Annotated in this window: 14 protein-coding genes; 5 read left to right on the forward strand and 9 right to left on the reverse strand. The window is 65.6% G+C overall.

The features are described 5' to 3' along the window. The first annotated feature begins 13 nt into the window (after nucleotides 1-13). Nucleotides 14-649 carry a uracil-DNA glycosylase family protein gene (locus WOC76_RS17175; RefSeq protein WP_341105122.1) on the forward strand — a complete coding sequence of 212 codons (636 nt, stop codon included), beginning with the start codon at nucleotides 14-16 and terminating at the stop codon, nucleotides 647-649. Between the two features lie 5 nt (nucleotides 650-654). Here WOC76_RS17175 and queF read toward each other — a convergent pair whose 3' ends face one another. Both queF and WOC76_RS17185 read right to left on the reverse strand, forming a co-directional pair. Next, a complete protein-coding gene (gene queF / locus WOC76_RS17180; RefSeq protein WP_341105120.1) occupies nucleotides 655-1,116 on the reverse strand; it encodes a preQ(1) synthase in 462 nt (153 codons plus the stop codon). A gap of 39 nt (nucleotides 1,117-1,155) precedes the next feature. After that, on the reverse strand, nucleotides 1,156-1,923 hold the full coding sequence (locus WOC76_RS17185; RefSeq protein WP_341105119.1) for a hypothetical protein: 768 nt from the start codon (nucleotides 1,921-1,923) through the stop codon (nucleotides 1,156-1,158). Nucleotides 1,924-2,169: 246 nt separating this feature from the next. Between WOC76_RS17185 and eno the strand changes: the two genes are divergently transcribed. The 3 genes from eno to polA all read left to right on the forward strand — a co-directional run bounded on the left by eno (nucleotide 2,170) and on the right by polA (nucleotide 9,439). Then, a complete protein-coding gene (gene eno / locus WOC76_RS17190) occupies nucleotides 2,170-3,453 on the forward strand; it encodes a phosphopyruvate hydratase (protein ID WP_341105118.1) in 1,284 nt (427 codons plus the stop codon). A 185-nt stretch (nucleotides 3,454-3,638) separates the two neighbouring features. After that, on the forward strand, nucleotides 3,639-6,350 hold the full coding sequence (locus WOC76_RS17195; protein WP_341389874.1) for a valine--tRNA ligase: 2,712 nt from the start codon (nucleotides 3,639-3,641) through the stop codon (nucleotides 6,348-6,350). A gap of 95 nt (nucleotides 6,351-6,445) precedes the next feature. Then, nucleotides 6,446-9,439: a DNA polymerase I gene (gene polA, locus WOC76_RS17200; protein WP_341105117.1), complete on the forward strand. Its 2,994-nt coding sequence runs from the start codon at nucleotides 6,446-6,448 to the stop codon at nucleotides 9,437-9,439. An 87-nt stretch (nucleotides 9,440-9,526) separates the two neighbouring features. Here polA and cysN read toward each other — a convergent pair whose 3' ends face one another. From cysN to WOC76_RS17235, 7 genes are read right to left on the reverse strand one after another with little or no spacing between them, the layout of a single operon-like run. Then, nucleotides 9,527-11,158: a sulfate adenylyltransferase subunit CysN gene (cysN, locus tag WOC76_RS17205; protein WP_341105115.1), complete on the reverse strand. Its 1,632-nt coding sequence runs from the start codon at nucleotides 11,156-11,158 to the stop codon at nucleotides 9,527-9,529. 1 nt (nucleotide 11,159) lies between these two features. Further along, entirely contained in the window at nucleotides 11,160-12,077 is a 918-nt protein-coding gene (cysD, locus tag WOC76_RS17210) for a sulfate adenylyltransferase subunit CysD (RefSeq protein WP_341105112.1), read from the reverse strand. After that, nucleotides 12,074-12,832 carry a phosphoadenylyl-sulfate reductase gene (locus WOC76_RS17215; RefSeq protein WP_341105111.1) on the reverse strand — a complete coding sequence of 253 codons (759 nt, stop codon included), beginning with the start codon at nucleotides 12,830-12,832 and terminating at the stop codon, nucleotides 12,074-12,076. Before WOC76_RS17215 ends, cysD begins: the two co-directional genes overlap by 4 nt. Next, nucleotides 12,829-13,335, reverse strand: coding sequence for a DUF934 domain-containing protein (locus tag WOC76_RS17220; RefSeq protein ID WP_341105109.1), 507 nt, complete (start codon nucleotides 13,333-13,335; stop codon nucleotides 12,829-12,831). Before WOC76_RS17220 ends, WOC76_RS17215 begins: the two co-directional genes overlap by 4 nt. Beyond that, nucleotides 13,319-15,040, reverse strand: coding sequence for a nitrite/sulfite reductase (locus WOC76_RS17225; RefSeq protein ID WP_341105107.1), 1,722 nt, complete (start codon nucleotides 15,038-15,040; stop codon nucleotides 13,319-13,321). The genes WOC76_RS17220 and WOC76_RS17225 overlap by 17 nt, the downstream gene beginning before the upstream one ends. Then, nucleotides 15,040-15,354, reverse strand: a complete 315-nt coding sequence (locus WOC76_RS17230; RefSeq protein ID WP_341105104.1) for a DUF2849 domain-containing protein — start codon at nucleotides 15,352-15,354, stop codon at nucleotides 15,040-15,042. The genes WOC76_RS17225 and WOC76_RS17230 overlap by 1 nt, the downstream gene beginning before the upstream one ends. Next, nucleotides 15,354-15,722: a 2Fe-2S iron-sulfur cluster-binding protein gene (locus WOC76_RS17235; RefSeq protein WP_341105103.1), complete on the reverse strand. Its 369-nt coding sequence runs from the start codon at nucleotides 15,720-15,722 to the stop codon at nucleotides 15,354-15,356. Before WOC76_RS17235 ends, WOC76_RS17230 begins: the two co-directional genes overlap by 1 nt. 260 nt (nucleotides 15,723-15,982) lie before the next feature. Here WOC76_RS17235 and WOC76_RS17240 point away from each other — a divergent pair, with 260 nt between their 5' ends. Beyond that, nucleotides 15,983-16,822 (forward strand): hypothetical protein, encoded by an 840-nt coding sequence (locus tag WOC76_RS17240; RefSeq protein ID WP_341105102.1) that lies wholly within the window; start codon nucleotides 15,983-15,985, stop codon nucleotides 16,820-16,822. Nucleotide 16,823: the final 1 nt, after the last annotated feature.

Below are 16,823 nucleotides of genomic sequence, written 5' to 3' on the forward strand. Positions count from 1 at the left end.
GAATCGGACCGGCATGAGGCGCGACGCCGCCGAGACCCTGGACGAACTGGCGGCGCGGATTCGCGCCTGCCGCCACTGCGCGCAGGCGCTCGCGCCCCTGCCGCACGCCCCGCGTCCCGTGTTCCGGGTCTCGGCCACGGCGCGGCTTCTCGTGGCGAGCCAGGCGCCGGGCAATCTCGTCAATCAGACCGGCATCCCCTTCAACGATCCTTCGGGCGAAAGGCTGCGCGCCTGGATGGGAGTCGATCGCGACACCTTCTACGACGTCTCGCGCGTCGCCATCGTGCCGATGGGCTTCTGCTTTCCCGGCAATGACGCGGCCGGCGGCGACCTGCCGCCGCGCCCCGAATGCCGCCATCTCTGGCACGACGCCCTCTTCGCGGCCATGCCGCAGATCGAGACCGTGCTGGTTATCGGCCGCTATGCGCAGGCCTATCATTTCGCCCGGCTCGGCCACGCCTTGCCGAAAGGCGCCAGCGTCTCCGAGACGGTCGCCCGCTGGCGGGAGTTTCAGGGCGCGAAGCCGCTCGTCTTCCCGCTGCCGCATCCTTCCTGGCGCAATACCGGATGGCTCAAGAAGAATCCCTGGTTCGAGGCGGAAGTGTTGCCGACCCTGCGCGCGGAGGTCGCGCGCCTGACGCGCGACTGACGGCCTTACCCCCGGCCGCGATAGGACGGCACGCCCTGATTGGGCAGCCACAGGCCCTCGGGCGCCGGGCCGGTCTGCCAGAACACGTCGATCGGAATGCCGCCGCGCGGATACCAATAGCCGCCGATGCGCAGCCATTGAGGCTTCATCGCCGCCACGAGGTCGCGCGCGATGCGCAGCGTGCAGTCCTCGTGAAAGGCGCCGTGATTGCGGAAACTTCCGAGATAGAGCTTCAGCGTCTTCGATTCGACGAGCCATTCGCCGGGGACGTAGTCGATGACGATATGCGCGAAGTCGGGCTGACCCGTCACAGGGCAGAGCGAGGTGAACTCGGGCGCGGTGAATCGCACGAGATAGGCGACGCCCTTGTGCGGATTGGGCACGAGGTCGAGCTCCGCCTCGTCCGGCGAGGCGGGAAGCTTCGTCTGCGCGCCGAGAAGCGACGCGCCTTCATGGATTTTGGTCATGAGGGCTAGAGATAACGCCGCGCCGGCAGCGTCAAGCTCTCACGGGTCGCGATCATCTGCGCATTCGCCCGTGCGCAGGGTGATCGGATGCGCGGTCATCCAGCCGGAAAGAAAGCGGTTCGCGTCGGATTTCAGCGCCGCCTGCATTTCGAGGCGGATGACCTCCAGCCATTTCTGCCGGCGGTCGAGCGTGTTCATCTCCGCCGGCACGCCGAGGTCGATCGCCTTCACCGCGAACTGAAAGGGCTGGGTGTGCCAGAAAGCCACGGCCCCGCCCCCCGGCATGGCCTCGATCGCCGATTCGGGCAGGCGCGCGAGCTTCTCCTGCTCGGCCGCCGACACGGCCTCGGCCTTGCCGTTCGCGGGCGCGGCGACGACGACGCCATTGCGATAGAAGAGGTTCGTCACCGCCCCCTTGCGCTCGGCGGCGAGATTGCCGCCGATGACGAAAGTGGCGTTGGACTTTTCCACCGCGCATTTGAGCATGCGGTCGAAACAGGCGGAGACGCCGGACATATGTGCGGCGCAGCCGGTCTCGATCCATTTGGCCATCGTCTCGGGCTTCACGTCGAGGACATAGGCCACGTTCTGGGCCGACCCTTGCGCATATTCGCAGCGCTGCACGAGCGAGGCCGACCAGCCCATGAAATCCTCGGAAACGGGCGCGCAGGCGCCCGCCCGGACGGGAGATTTGTCGAAGACGGCCTTTACCGCGGCGGCATGTTCCGCCGTCTGCGCCGAAGCGCCCTCGAGCCCGCCGATGAGCGCCGCAGCGGCGAGCGCCCACGTTCTTGCGCCGAACGTCATCTTTCCTCTCCCGCTTTTTTCTTATGTTTATCCGCGAGAGGCCGGAAAACTCGGCGCAGGCCCGCGTTTTTCTTGATAAAGCTCAAGGTAACCGCCCCCTCGCGCCAGTCAACCGCTTTCCCCGCCATGAAGCGGCGGGGGGAGGCCAAATGCCGCTCATTCGGCGCGCGCCGAGGCTTTCCCGCGCCGATTAATAAGGCTAAAAGGCGGCGCTGCTTCGCGGCGCATCTGAAAGAGGCCCTTCCAATGACCGAGATCATCGACATCCACGCCCGTGAAATTCTCGACTCGCGCGGGAATCCTACCGTCGAGGTCGATGTGACGCTCGAGGACGGCTCCTTCGGCCGCGCGGCCGTTCCCTCGGGCGCCTCGACCGGCGCGCATGAAGCGGTCGAGAAGCGCGACGGCGACCCGAAGCGCTATCTCGGCAAGGGCGTGCTCCAGGCGGTCGACAATGTGAACGACGAGATCGCCGGCGAGCTGCTCGGCCTCGACGCTGAGGATCAGGTCGTAATCGACCAGACGATGATCAAGCTCGACGGCACGCCGAACAAGGCGCGTCTCGGCGCCAACGCCATTCTCGGCGTTTCGCTCGCCGTCGCCAAGGCCGCCGCGGAAGCCTCCACCCTCCCGCTCTACCGCTACATCGGCGGCACGCAGGCCCGCGTCCTGCCCACGCCGATGATGAACATCGTCAACGGCGGCGTCCATGCCGACAACCCCATCGACTTCCAGGAATTCATGATCCTGCCGACGGGCGCCGAGAGCGTCCGCGACGCGATCCGCTGGGGCGCCGAGATCTTCCACACGCTGAAGAGCGCGCTCAAGAAAGCCGGCCACTCGACCTCGGTCGGCGACGAAGGCGGCTTCGCGCCCAATCTTCCCTCCGCCGAGGCGGCGCTCGACTTCATCATGAAGGCGATCGAGACGGCGGGCTTCAAGCCGGGCGTCGACGTGCTGCTCGGCGCCGACTGCGCCTCGACCGAATTCTTCAAGGACGGCAAATATGTCTATGAAGGCGAGGGCGTGACGCGCTCGATCGACGAGCAGGTCGCCTATCTCGCCAAGCTCGCCTCGAGCTATCCGATCGTCTCGATCGAGGACGGCATGGCCGAGGACGACTGGGAGGGCTGGAAGAAGCTCACCGACGCCATCGGCAAGAAGGTGCAGCTCGTCGGCGACGATCTCTTCGTGACGAATGTCACGCGCCTCTCGCAGGGCGTCAGGACGGGCACGGCGAATTCGATCCTCGTCAAGGTCAATCAGATCGGCTCGCTCACCGAGACCATTGCGGCGGTCGATATGGCCCATCGCGCCGGCTACACCAGCGTGATGTCGCATCGCTCGGGCGAGACCGAGGACTCCACGATCGCCGATCTCGCGGTCGCGCTGAACTGCGGTCAGATCAAGACCGGCTCGCTCGCCCGCTCCGACCGCACCGCCAAATACAACCAGCTCATCCGTATCGAGGAAGAACTGGGCGACGCGGCGATCTACGCCGGCAAGAGCGCGCTGAAGGCGCTGGCCTGATCGGTTGCAAAAACCGATCTGGCCGCTCTCTCCCTCCCCTTACGGGGAGGGTGGCGAGCGCAGCGAGCCGGGTGGGGTCCGGCTCAGTCTATTGCGACATTCCCCACCCGACCCGGCTTCGCCGGGCCACCCTCCCCGTAAAGGGGAGGGATTTTTGTAACAGACACCCGGCTTCACCCATGACCATGGAAAAAACCTTCGACCCCCGCTCCATCGAGAGCCGCATCCGCGAGACCTGGGAAGAGCGGCAAGCCTTCCGCGCCGGGCGCCCCGAGCGGGCGAAGGCCGCGCCCTATTCCATCGTCATTCCGCCGCCCAACGTCACCGGCAGCCTGCACATGGGCCACGCGCTCAACAATACGCTGCAGGACATTCTCGTGCGCTATCACCGCATGAAGGGCGAGGACGTGCTGTGGCAGCCGGGCACGGATCACGCCGGCATCGCCACGCAGATGGTGGTCGAGCGCCAGCTCATGGAGCGTCAGGAGCCGGGCCGCCGCGAGATGGGCCGCGAGAAGTTCCTGGAGCGCGTCTGGGCGTGGAAGGCGGAATCGGGCGGCAAGATCGTCGAGCAGTTGAAGCGCCTCGGCGCCTCCTGCGACTGGTCGCGCGAACGCTTCACGCTGGACGAGGGTCTGTCGCGCGCCGTCGTGAAGGTCTTCGTGCAGCTCTACCGCGACGGCCTGCTCTACAAGGACAAGCGCCTCGTCAACTGGGACCCGGTGCTGCACACGGCGATCTCCGATCTGGAAGTCTTGCAGCAGGACGTGAAGGGCTATTTGTGGCGCTTCAAATATCCGGTCGTCGACGAAGCGGGCGAGGAGACGGGCGAATATATCGTCGTCGCCACGACGCGCCCCGAGACCATGCTGGGCGACACGGCCGTCGCGGTGCATCCCGAGGACGAACGCTACACGGCGCTCGTCGGCAAACGCCTGCGCCTGCCGCTCGTCGGGCGCCTCATTCCGGTCGTCGCGGACGAGTATTCGGACCCCGAAAAAGGCACGGGCGCGGTGAAGATCACCCCCGCGCATGACTTCAACGATTTCGAAGTCGGCAAGCGCCACGGGCTGCGTCTCGTCAATGTGCTCGACGCGCAGGCGCGCATGACGCTCGCCGCCAACGCCGATTTCCATGAGGGCGTGGCGTCTTCGGACGAACTTGTCGCCACCGTCGCCGAACTCGACGGGCTCGACCGTTTCGCCGCGCGCAAACGCGTCGTCGAAATGATGGAGGCGCGCGAGTTGCTCGACGGGATCGACGATCACAGGCACATGGTCCCGCATGGCGACCGCTCGCAGGCGGTGCTGGAGCCGCGCCTCACCGACCAGTGGTATGTCGACGCCAAGACGCTCGCCCAGCCGGCGCTCGCCGCCGTGCGCGAGGGCCGCACGACCTTCGTGCCGAAGAACTGGGAAAAGACCTATTTCGACTGGCTCGAAAACATTAAGCCGTGGTGCGTGTCGCGCCAGCTCTGGTGGGGCCACCGCATTCCCGCCTGGTACGACGCCGACGGCAATGTCTATGTCGAGGAGAGCGAGGAAGCGGCCCACGCCGCCGCGCGCAACCGGACGGGCTCGGATGTGACGCTCACGCGCGACGAGGACGTTCTCGACACCTGGTTTTCTTCCGCGCTCTGGCCGTTCTCGACGCTCGGCTGGCCGGAGGAGACGCCGGAGCTCGCCCGCTTCTATCCGACGAATGTGCTCGTCACCGGCTTCGACATCATCTTCTTCTGGGTCGCCCGCATGATGATGATGGGCCTCCATTTCAAAAAGGAGATTCCCTTCCGCGACGTCTATATCCACGCGCTCGTCCGCGACGAGAAGGGCGCGAAGATGTCGAAGTCGAAGGGCAATGTCATCGATCCGCTGCATCTCATCGACGACTACGGCGCCGACGCGCTGCGCTTCACGCTTGCGGCGATGGCCGCGCAGGGCCGCGACATCAAGCTCTCGACCCAGCGCGTCGAAGGCTACCGCAATTTCGCGACGAAGCTCTGGAACGCCTCGCGCTTCGCCGAGATGAACGGCTGCGCGCGCGTCTCGGGCTATGACCCCCGCGCCAATCAGGTCACGCTCAATCGCTGGATCGTCGGCGAAGCGTCGCGCGCCGCGCAGGATGTCGCCGCCGCCATCGACGCCTATCGCTTCAACGAGGCGGCGGCGGCGGTCTATCGCTTCGTCTGGAACGTCTTCTGCGACTGGTATCTGGAGCTCGCCAAGCCCCTGCTTCAGGGCGCCGACGGCGCGCAGAAGGACGAGACGCGCGCAACGGCCGCTTTCGTTCTCGACCAGATCTATGCGCTGCTGCATCCCTTCATGCCCTTCATCACCGAGGAGCTGTGGGCGATCAAGGGCGCGGAAGGCCCCAAGCGCGAGGCTCTGCTGGCGCTCAGCGAATGGCCGTCGCTCCATGGCCTCGAAGATTCGCTCGCGGAGAGCGAAATCGGCTGGGTCGTCGACCTCGTCTCCGAAATCAGGTCGCTGCGCGCCGAGATGAATCTGACGAGCGAGACCGAGCTTCTGCTGATCGGCGCGAATGTCGAGGTCGAGGCGCGCGCCTCGCGCTGGGACGAGACGATCCGCAAGCTCGCGCGCCTGTCGCGCATCGGCTTCGCGGAGGCGGCGCCCAAATCCTCGGCGCAGATCATCGTGCGTGGCGGCGTCGTCGCCATGCCGCTCGAAGGCGTGATCGATCTTTCCGCCGAGAAAGCCCGCCTCTCCAAGGAAATCGCCAGGCTCGAGGGCGAGGTGAAGAAGGTCGAGGCGAAGCTCGGCAATCCGGGCTTCATGTCCAAGGCCGACGAAGACGTGATCGAGGAGCACAAGGAGCGCCGCGAGGAGGCGCTCGCGCGGATCGAGAAGCTCACCGCTGCTCTCGGGCGGTTGGGGTAAGGCCGGTCGCAGGGATGGCCGGGACAAGCCCGGCCATGACGGAAGGCAAGCAAAGCAAGGGGAGACGCCGAAAAGACGGGAGGCTACAATAGGCCATGACCCTCACGCACAAACCTGTCGGCCCCGGCAGCCACGTCTTCCTCGTCGACGGCTCGTCTTTCGTCTTTCGCGCCTATTTCCAGTCTATCCGGCAGGACGCGAAATATAATTACCGCTCGGACCGTCTGCCAACCGGCGCGGTGCGGCTCTTCTGCACCAAGCTCCTGCAATTCGTGCGCGAGGGCGCGGCGGGGGTGACGCCCACCCATCTCGCCATCATCTTCGACAAGAGCGAGAACTCCTTCCGCAAGGAGATCTATCCCGAATACAAGGCGCATCGGACCGAACCGCCGGAAGATCTCGTCCCGCAGTTTCCCCTGATGCGCGCGGCCGTGCGCGCCTTCGGCCTCACGCCCATCGAGCAGGATATCTACGAGGCCGACGATCTGATCGCGACCTATGCCGATCAGGCGCGCAAGAAAGGCGCGGATGTCCTCATCGTCTCCGCCGACAAGGACCTCATGCAGCTCGTCGGCCCCGGCGTCACCATGTACGACCCCGCCTCCGGGACGGCCGGCGCCAAGGGCGCACGCGAAGAAAGGCTCATCACCGAGGCCGAGGTCGTCGATTATTTCGGCGTGCCGCCCGGCAGGGTCGTCGACGTGCAGGCGCTCGCGGGCGATTCGACCGACAATGTGCCAGGCGCCAAGGGCATCGGCGTCAAGACGGCCGCCCAGCTCATCAACGAATATGGCGATCTCGACGCGCTGCTGGAAAAGGCCCACGCCATCAAGCAGCCCAAGCGCCGCGAGGCTTTGACCGACCCGCAGGCGGTGGCGCTCATTCGCCTGTCGAAACGGCTCGTCGAACTCGTGCGCGACGTTCCGCTGGAAACGGCGATCGACGATCTCGGCCTGCATCAGCCGGACGCCAGAAAGCTCGTCGCCTTCCTTCAGGCGATGGAGTTCACGACGATCACCTGCCGCGTCGGCGAGCTTTACGGCGTCGACGTTCACGAGGTGGAGCCCGACGCGGAGTTCGTCGGCGAAGCAGGCTGGCGCGCGCGTAACGGCCAGGCCGCCGGCGCCCCGCGCCCCGCGCCGAAAGCCGCCGAACCGTCCGCCCCGGCAAGCGCCAAAGCCTTCGCCCCCTCGACGCTCGCCGCGGAACGAAAGGCGCAGGCCCTCGCTGCGACGATCGACCGCTCGACCTACGAGACGGTCCTGTCGGGCGAGCGGCTCGATCAATGGATATCGGACGCCTTCGCCGCCGGCGTCGTCGCGCTCGACACCGAGACGACCTCGCTCGACCCCATGAGCTGCGAGCTCGTCGGCGTCTCGCTGGCGCTGGAGCCCGGCCGCGCCTGCTACATTCCCTTGCAGCATCGCGAGGCGGGAGACGGCGATCTCTTTGGCGGCGCCGAGCTGGTCGACGGCCAGATTCCACTGGAGACCGCGCTCGAAAAACTCAAACCCCTCTTCGAGGACGACGCGACGCTGAAAGTCGCGCACAACATGAAATATGATCTGCTCGTGCTCGCGCGCTACGGGGTCGGCGTCGCGCCGATCGAAGACACGATGCTGATCTCTTACGCGCTCGATACGGGCCGCAACAATCACGGCCTCGACGAGCTGGCGCAAAAACATCTCGGCCATCAGAACATCACTTTCGGCGAAGTCGCCGGCACGGGGCGCAACTTCAAGGGTTTCGCCCGCGTGCCGCTCGACCGGGCGACGGAATACGCCGCCGAGGACGCCGACGTGTCGCTGCGGCTGTGGCGCGCCCTGAAGCCGCGCCTCGCCGCCGAACACAAGGCCGCCGTCTATGAGACGCTGGAGCGGCCCATGGTCGAAACGCTCGCCCGCATGGAGCGGCGCGGGATCACCATCGACCGCCACATGCTCTCGCGCCTCTCGGGCGATTTCGCGCAGGACATGGCCCGGCTCGAGGCCGATATTTTCGAACTCGCCGGCGAGACGTTCAATCTCGGCTCGCCCAAGCAGCTGGGCGACATTCTCTTCGGCAAGATGGGTCTGCCGGGCGCCAAGAAGACCGCGACCGGCGCCTGGTCCACCTCGGCGAGCGTGCTGGAGGACCTCGCCAATGAGGGCAACGCCTTCGCCCGCCGCATTCTCGACTGGCGGCAGCTCGCCAAGCTCAAGAGCACCTATGCCGACGCCCTGCCCGGTTTCGTGAACAACGAGACCGGCCGCGTCCATACCTGCTATTCGCTCGCCGCGACGACGACGGGGCGGCTCTCCTCGTCGGAGCCCAATCTACAGAACATTCCGGTGCGCAACGAGGCGGGCCGCAAGATTCGCAAGGCCTTCGTCGCCGCCCCCGGCCATGTGCTGATCAGCGCCGATTATTCACAGATCGAATTGCGCCTGCTCGCGCATATCGCCGACATTCCGCAACTGAGAAAGGCGTTCGCCGACGGCGTCGACATTCACGCCCTCACGGCCTCCGAAATGTTCGGCGTGCCGGTCGAGGCTATGTCCCCCGAGGTGCGCCGCCGCGCCAAGGCGATCAATTTCGGCATCATCTACGGCATTTCGGCCTTCGGCCTCGCCAATCAGCTTTCCATCCCGCGCGAGGAGGCGGGCGCCTATATCAAGCGCTATTTCGAGCGTTTTCCCGGCATCCGCGACTATATGGAGGCGACGAAGAAGACCGTGCGCGAGAAGATGTGCGTGACGACGATCTTCGGCCGCGCCCTGCATTTTCCGCGCATGGCCTCGGCCAATCCGTCCGATCGCGCCTTCTACGAGCGCGCGGCGATCAATGCGCCGATCCAGGGCGCCGCCGCCGACATCATCCGCCGCGCCATGACGCGCATGGACGCAGCGCTGGCCGGCGCCGGCCTGTCCGCGCAAATGCTGTTGCAGGTGCACGACGAACTGGTGTTCGAGGCGCCGAAGGCGGAAGCCGAGGCGACGATCGCGCTCGCGCGCCGCGTGATGGAGCAGGCCGCCCTCCCCGCCGTCGAGCTGACAGTGCCGCTCAAGGTCGACGCCCGCGCCGCGCACAATTGGGACGAGGCGCATTGAATGGGACGAGGCGCATAGAGTGACTGTGAACCCTCGCTGACGCGAGGGCCGCCCTCTCCCGCGAGGCGTGGCGAATGAGGCCCCGCCTCAGATCGACGGATCGTTCGCCGGCGGCGGCTTGTCGCTTTCGAGGCCGAAGGCGACGCGCGTCCAGAGGCGCTCGTGGAGGTAATAGAGCAGGAACATGATCCCGGCCTCAATGCCGGCGATTTCGACGGCGCGGCTCGCGTCTTCGAGAAACGCGTAGGCGACGAAGAAGGTCGAGACGCTCGCCGGCAGGAGCCAGGTGGCCGCCTTGGCCAGGCTGCGCCTGGGCGAGGGGCGATAGCTCTCGCGCTCGATCTCGACGCCCTCCATGGAGGCGTAGCTCAGATCGGCGAGCGGCGTCTCGGCGCGGCGCGTCGAGGCGGCGACGGTCTTCACCATGCCGACGGCGACCGTCTCATTGGTGATGCGGTCGATGAGGATGAAGCCGCCGGTCTCGCGATTCTCGACGTAAGGGTCGCAGGCGACCATCGTTTCGAGCGAGAGGCTCGCCTCGCCGATTTCGTTGAAGGCGAGCGTCTCGCCCGCGGGGATCGGCGCCGCGAGTCCCGTTTCGATCTCGATGCGCGCATCGACGGCGGCGACGTTCGCCGGTGTGGTCTTCGCCCCGATCTTGAGGAGATAGCTCTTGCCGATGGCGAGGGGCTCGCGCACGAGCCACAGAAGCTTCGCCTCCAGCCTGTCGCCGACTTTCGCGGGCGACACGGGCGAACTCAGCATGTCCCCGCGCGAGCAGTCGATTTCCTCGGTCAGGGTCAGCGTCACCGACTGGCCGGACACCGCGCTGTCGAGATCGCCGTCATAGGTCACGACGCGGGAAATGCGCGTGTCGCGCCCCGAGGGCAAGATGCGGACGATGTCGCCCGGGCGGATGTTGCCGCCGCTGATGAAGCCCGAGAACCCGCGGAAATCGAGATTGGGGCGGTTGACCCATTGCACCGGCATACGGAAGGGCGCGATGCGCATCGCATCCTCGACCGCGACGCCTTCGAGATAGGTCAGGAGCGGCGGGCCGTCGTGCCAGGGCATGGTCTTCGCGCCATGCACGAGATTGTCGCCGTCCTTGGCGACGAGCGGCAGCACATAGATGGAGGAAAAGCGCAGATGTTTCGCGAAGGCGCGGAAATCCGCCTCGATCTTGCGAAAGGTCTCCTCGCTGTAGCCGACGAGGTCCATCTTGTTGACGGCGACGACGACATGGCGCACGCCGAACATGGAGGTGATGACGCTGTGCCGGCGCGTCTGCGGCAGAATGCCCTTGCGCGCGTCGACGAGCAGAATGGCGAGATCGGCCGTCGAGGCGCCGACGGCCATGTTGCGCGTATATTGCTCGTGACCGGGCGTGTCGGCGACGATGAACTTGCGCTTGTCGGTCGCGAAATAGCGATAGGCGACGTCGATGGTGATGCCCTGTTCGCGCTCGGCGGCGAGGCCGTCGACGAGCAGCGCGAAGTCGAGATCGTCGCCCTGCGTGCCGTGCTTCCTCGAATCCGATTCGAGCGCCGCGATCAGATCGTCGGGCGCGAGATCGGCGTCATAGAGCAGGCGGCCGATCAGCGTCGACTTGCCGTCGTCGACCGAGCCGCAGGTGATGAAGCGCAGGAGCGGCTTGTCGGCGGGGACGCGCGCGGCCGCCGTCCGGGCGGCCCCTTCGATGAGCTCGACGCCCTGCATGTCAGAAATACCCTTCCTGCTTCTTCTGTTCCATGGAGCTCGACCCGTCGTGGTCGATCAGGCGGCCCTGCCGCTCGGAAGAGCGGCTCTCGCGCATTTCCGTGATGATCTCGTCGAGGGTCGCCGCCTCGCTCTCGATGCCGCCGGTCAGTGGATAGCAGCCGAGCGTGCGGAAGCGCACCATCTTGTGCTCGATGACCTCGCCGGGCTCGAGCTTCATGCGGTCGTCGTCGACCATGATCAGCGTGCCGCTGCGGCGCACGACCGGCCGCTCCTTGGCGAAATAGAGCGGCACGACGGGGATGTTCTCGCGCGCGATGTAATCCCAGATGTCCGCTTCGGTCCAATTGGACATGGGGAAGATGCGCAGGCTCTCCCCCGGCGCCTTGCGCGTATTGTAGAGGCGCCAGAATTCCGGGCGCTGGTTCTTCGGGTCCCAGCGGTGCTGCGCGGTGCGGAAGGAGAGCACGCGCTCCTTGGCGCGCGACTTCTCTTCGTCGCGGCGCGCGCCGCCGAAGGCCGCGTCGAATTTATACTTGTCCAGCGCCTGTTTGAGCGCCTCCGTCTTCATGATCTCGGTATGGAGCTTGGAGCCGTGGCTGAACGGCCCGATGCCCATCTCGATCCCCTTGGGATTGATGTATTCGATGAGCTCCAGGCCCCAGTCCTTCACGATGCGGTCGCGAAACTCGATCATCTCGCGAAACTTCCACGTCGTGTTGACGTGCATCAACGGGAAGGGCGGCTTCGAGGGATAGAAGGCCTTCATGGCGACATGCAGCATCGCCATGGAATCCTTGCCAATCGAGAACAGCATCACCGGCCGCTCGCATTCGGCGACGGCCTCGCGCATGATGTGAATGCTCTCCGCCTCGAGCCGGTCGAGATGGCCGAGGGACCGCGTGGGCATAGCCGTCATTGAAACGCCTCCGGCGACTTCTGCGACGGCCCGCGGCGCAGGACGCCGTCCTCGCCGACATGCAGGCCGCATTCCTTCTTGTCGTCCTGCTCCCACCACCAGCGGCCGGCGCGTTCATCCTCGCCGGGCTCGATCGCCCGCGTGCAGGGCGCGCAGCCGATGGACAGGAAGCCTTGTCCGTGAAGGGCGTTCACGGGGATGGAAAACTCTTCCGTCGCGGCCGCGATGGCGTCGCGCGTGTAATCGAGAACCGGGTTGATCTTGATCGTCCTGTAAGCGGCGTCGAAAGCGACCATCTGAACGTCGGCGCGCGCGGCCGACTGATCGGCGCGCAGGCCCGTGATCCAGCCGGAGACGCCATGCAGAAGCCGCCCGAGCGGCTCGACCTTGCGCACATGGCAGCAGGCCTTGCGCGCCTCGACGGATTTATAGAAACCGTTCACGCCCTGCGCTTCGACGAGTTTCTCGAGCGGCTCGGCCTGCGGATAGACCGCGCGGATGCGGCGCGCGTAACGCGCTTCGGTCTCCTCCCAGAGCGTATAGGTCTCGGGAAAGAGCCGCCCCGTGTCGATCGTCACGACGTCGATGTCGAGACCCTGGGTGAAGATCGAATGGGTGATGAATTGATCCTCTATGCCGAAGCTCGTCGTGAAGACGATGCGGCCGGGGATGAGTTCGCGCACCAGCTGGAGCCGGTGATCGAGATCGAGCGGCGCGAGGCGCGGCGCGAGAATTTCCGGGATCGAAGCCGTCATCGCGCGAGCGCCTTTCGCCGCGCGTCGAGGATCGAGCCTTGCGCGACATAGCCGCGCTGATAGGTCCGCGCATGGGCGTCGCGCGCCGCGCGCCATTGCGATTCATCCTGCCGCTCTTCGATGTCGTCGGGGATCTCGACCGTGTCGAAGCCGCAGCCCAGCGCATGGGCGTATTGGTCCGCCAGCAGACGACCGCTGGCGCGCAATTCGCCCGTAAAGCCCGCGCGACGAATGAGACGCGCGAGCGAAAAGCCGCGCCCGTCGGCGAAGGCCGGGAAAACGATGGAGACGAGGCCGAGCTTGGGCAGCGCCTCCGCCAGCGCCGCGGGTTCGGTCGTGTTCGGGACGATGACGCCGAGATCGACGCCCGGTCCGTGGACCTCCAGCGCATGCGGAAGGCGCGAAAGCGACACGATGACCTTGCCGGTCTTGGGCAGCGCCTCTTCCTCGGCGAGCCGGCGCCAGCCGTCCTCGACGAAGCGGCCGTCAGATATCAGCGCCATCTTCGCCCTCCCGACGCAGAACGTCCTTGAAGCGCGCATGGCCCACGCGCCGCCAGGTTTCGATAAAGGCCTCGCCTTCCCGGCGCTCCGCCAGATAGAAATCGACGAGATGTTCGATCACGTCCGGCACCTGCTCGGCCGTGACGCCGGGGCCGAGAATCTCGCCGATCGAGGCGGAGAAGGTCGGATCGCCGCCGAGCGTGATCTGATAGGATTCCTGGCCTTTCTTTTCGAGGCCGAGAACGCCGATGGCCGCCACGTGATGATGGCCGCAGGCGTTGATGCAGCCCGAAATCTTGATCCCGAGTTTGCCGATGCGGCGCTGGCGCGAGAGATCGGAGAACCGCTTCGAGATCGCCTGCGCGACCGGAATCGAGCGCGCCGTCGCCAGCGAGCAGTAATCGAGGCCGGGGCAGGAGATGATGTCGGAAACGAGCCCGGCGTTTGCAGTGGCGAGGCCGGCGGCGTCGAGCATCCGCCACAGATCGAAGAGGTCGTCCTGCTTCACATGCGGCAGGATGACGTTCTGCTCGTGGGAGATGCGCAATTCGCCGAAGCCGAAACGCTCGCTCGCCTCCGCGAGAAGGCGCATCTGCGCCGAGGTGGCGTCGCCGGGAATGCCGCCGATGGGCTTCAGGGACACGGTGACGATGGCGTAGCCCGGCGTCTTGTGACGCGCGACATTCACCTCGACGAAATTGCCGAAGGCCGGATGCTCGACGCGAGCGGCCCGCAGCTTCTGCGACTCGGCCGGCAGCGCCTCATAGGGCGGCGGCGCGAAAAAGGCCGCGATGCGCTCGAATTCCGCCGGATCATAGGAGAAGACCGAGCGGTCCATCGCCGCGTATTCCGCCGCGACGGCGGCGCGCACTTCGTCGATCCCCTTCTCGTGAACGAGGATCTTGATGCGCGCCTTGTATTTGTTGTCGCGCCGGCCGAAGCGGTTGTAGACGCGCATGATCGCCTCGAGATAGGCGAGGAGCTCGGCGCGCGGCACGAAGTCGGAAATGACCTTTCCGACGAAAGGCGTGCGGCCGAGGCCGCCGCCGACGACGACCCTGTAGCCGATCTCGCCCGCGTCATTCTTCACGATCGCGAGGCCGATGTCGTGCACCATGATCGCCGCGCGGTCATGCGCGGCGCCGGTGACGGCGATCTTGAACTTGCGCGGCAGGAAGGAAAATTCCGGATGCGCGCTCGACCACTGGCGCAGGAATTCAGCCGTGGCGCGCGGGTCCTCGATCTCGTCCGGCGCGACGCCGGCGAAGTGATCGGCCGTGACGTTGCGGATGCAATTGCCGGAGGTCTGGATGGCGTGCATCTCGACCTCGGCCAAAGCCTCGAGAATGTCGGGCGTGTCGACGAGCTTCGGCCAGTTGTACTGGAGATTCTGGCGCGTCGTGAAATGACCGTAGCCGCGGTCGTATTTGTCGGCGATGTCGGCGAGGCGGCGCATCTGCCGCGCGGTCAGCGTGCCATAGGGGATGGCGACGCGCAGCATATAGGCGTGGAGCTGCAGATAGAGGCCGTTCATCAGACGGAAGGGCCGGAACTCGTCCTCGGTCAGCTTGCCGTCGAGGCGCCGTCTCACCTGTTCGCGAAATTCGGCGACGCGCTCGCGCACGAAGGCGGCGTCGAAATCGTCGTAGCGATAGGTCGTCACCGGCGCATTCGGCCGGGCGAGGCTTGGATCATGTGCGGTCATCATGCGGCTCCCGCGGCCTGCTTGCCGAGATCGAGGCGCACGCTCGGTCCCTTCACGCGCATTTTTTCACGATAATGCATCGGCGTCGGCGCGCCGTCGGCGCCAAGGGCCACATCGGCGAGATAAACGTCGACGACCCGATTGGCTGCAATTTCCGCCTTGCCGAAGGCCTCGAGCGCGGCGGCTTCATCCTTGTCGCGCGCGACGCGCGCCCGCGCGTGATCGCGCTCCCAGCCCGAAGGCCCGAGAAACACGACCTCGCCGTCGGCGAGATTGGAGGCGAGCAGAATCTGGGGGTTCTTGAGCGCCGACATCATGTCTCCTGCGCCAGCTTGAGCGTGAGCCCGTTCATCTCGTCCGACCAGATGATCTGGCAGCTCAGACGGGAGTTTTCATAAAGCATCGGCAATTCGTCGAGCTTCTCCAATTCGTCCTCGCGCGGCGGCGGCACGCGGGCGGCCGATTTCGCGTCGAGCACGACATGGCATTCCGCGCAGGCGAGCGCGCCGCCGCAGGTGTTCTCCATACCGATGCCGTAATCGCGGAGGATTTCCATAAGTCTCCAGCCTTCCACGGCCGCGAGCTCATGAACGACGCCATTGCGGTCCTCGACGCGCAAAACGGGCGTCTCGGGCTCCAGCGGCGCAGCGCGCGTGTCGACTATGTCCAATGCAATACTCATGGGCTCGTTCTTCGATCTTTCGAAAACCTCGCCGCCAACAGCCTTGGCGTTCTGTATTTCGAACGGTTAGATACCTTAAATCGCACGCAAGTCAATTCACTTTCCAATAGCGCCCTATGCCACAATCAACATTCAAAATACGTTGAATTGATTTTTGCAATGCCGAGAAAGCTGGGGCATGGCAAGCATGCGCGTTGTATGTTTGCCGAGAATCACAGGTACAAGGAGCGGCGCAACGCTCGAGCGCCATAGGAGACCGCATGGTTAAAAGGCCAATGAAACCCGTGAAGCAGACGCCGTCTCCCAAGCCGGAGCCGGAGCCGCGCCGGGAGACGAAACCGGTGCAGAAGGCGCCCGTCGTCGATGTCCGACCGACGGTGATCGTCGTCGGCGCGGACAAGGGCGGCGTCGGCAAGACGACGATTTCCCGCGCCATTCTCGACTTCCTCTCGCTCAACGGCATCGAGACCCGCGCCTTCGACACGGAGACGCCGCGCGGCACGCTCTACCGCTTCCACCCCGATGAAACGGCGATCGTCGATCTGACCTCGACGGCCGACCAGATGAAGATCATCGACACGCTCAACTCGGCGGACACGAAAGTCAGCGTCATCGACGTGCGGGCCGGCGGCCTGAGCCCCGCGCTCGAGGCGCTCGACGAAATCGGCTTCTTCGACGCCGTCGCTGCGGGCGAATTCCGCTTTATCCTGCTGCATGTCATCGGCCCGTCGATCGCGTCGCTGGACGAGATCGCCGAAATCGCGCCCTATATGACCGACGCGAATTATTTCATGGTGAAAAACCATGTGAACGATACGACGTTCTTCGAGTGGGACCCGCAGACCCACGCGAAATATTTCGAGGAAGTGGTCACGACGGGCGAAATCACCATCCCCAAGCTCGATGCGCTCGCCTATGAGCAGGTCGAACTCGCCGGCGCGCCCTTCATGACCTTCATCGAAAATCAGACGTCGGCGGGCGAGGCGGCGAATTACTCTTTCGTGTTGCGGGGCAAGGTCAAGAGCTGGCTGTCGCGCGTCGCGGACGAATTCGAGCGGGTCGGCCTCCTCGATCTCATCAACGGAGCAGCGAAGGCCTGAG

Origin of the sequence: Methylocystis sp. IM3 (assembly GCF_038070105.1) — a bacterium.
GTDB lineage: Bacteria > Pseudomonadota > Alphaproteobacteria > Rhizobiales > Beijerinckiaceae > Methylocystis.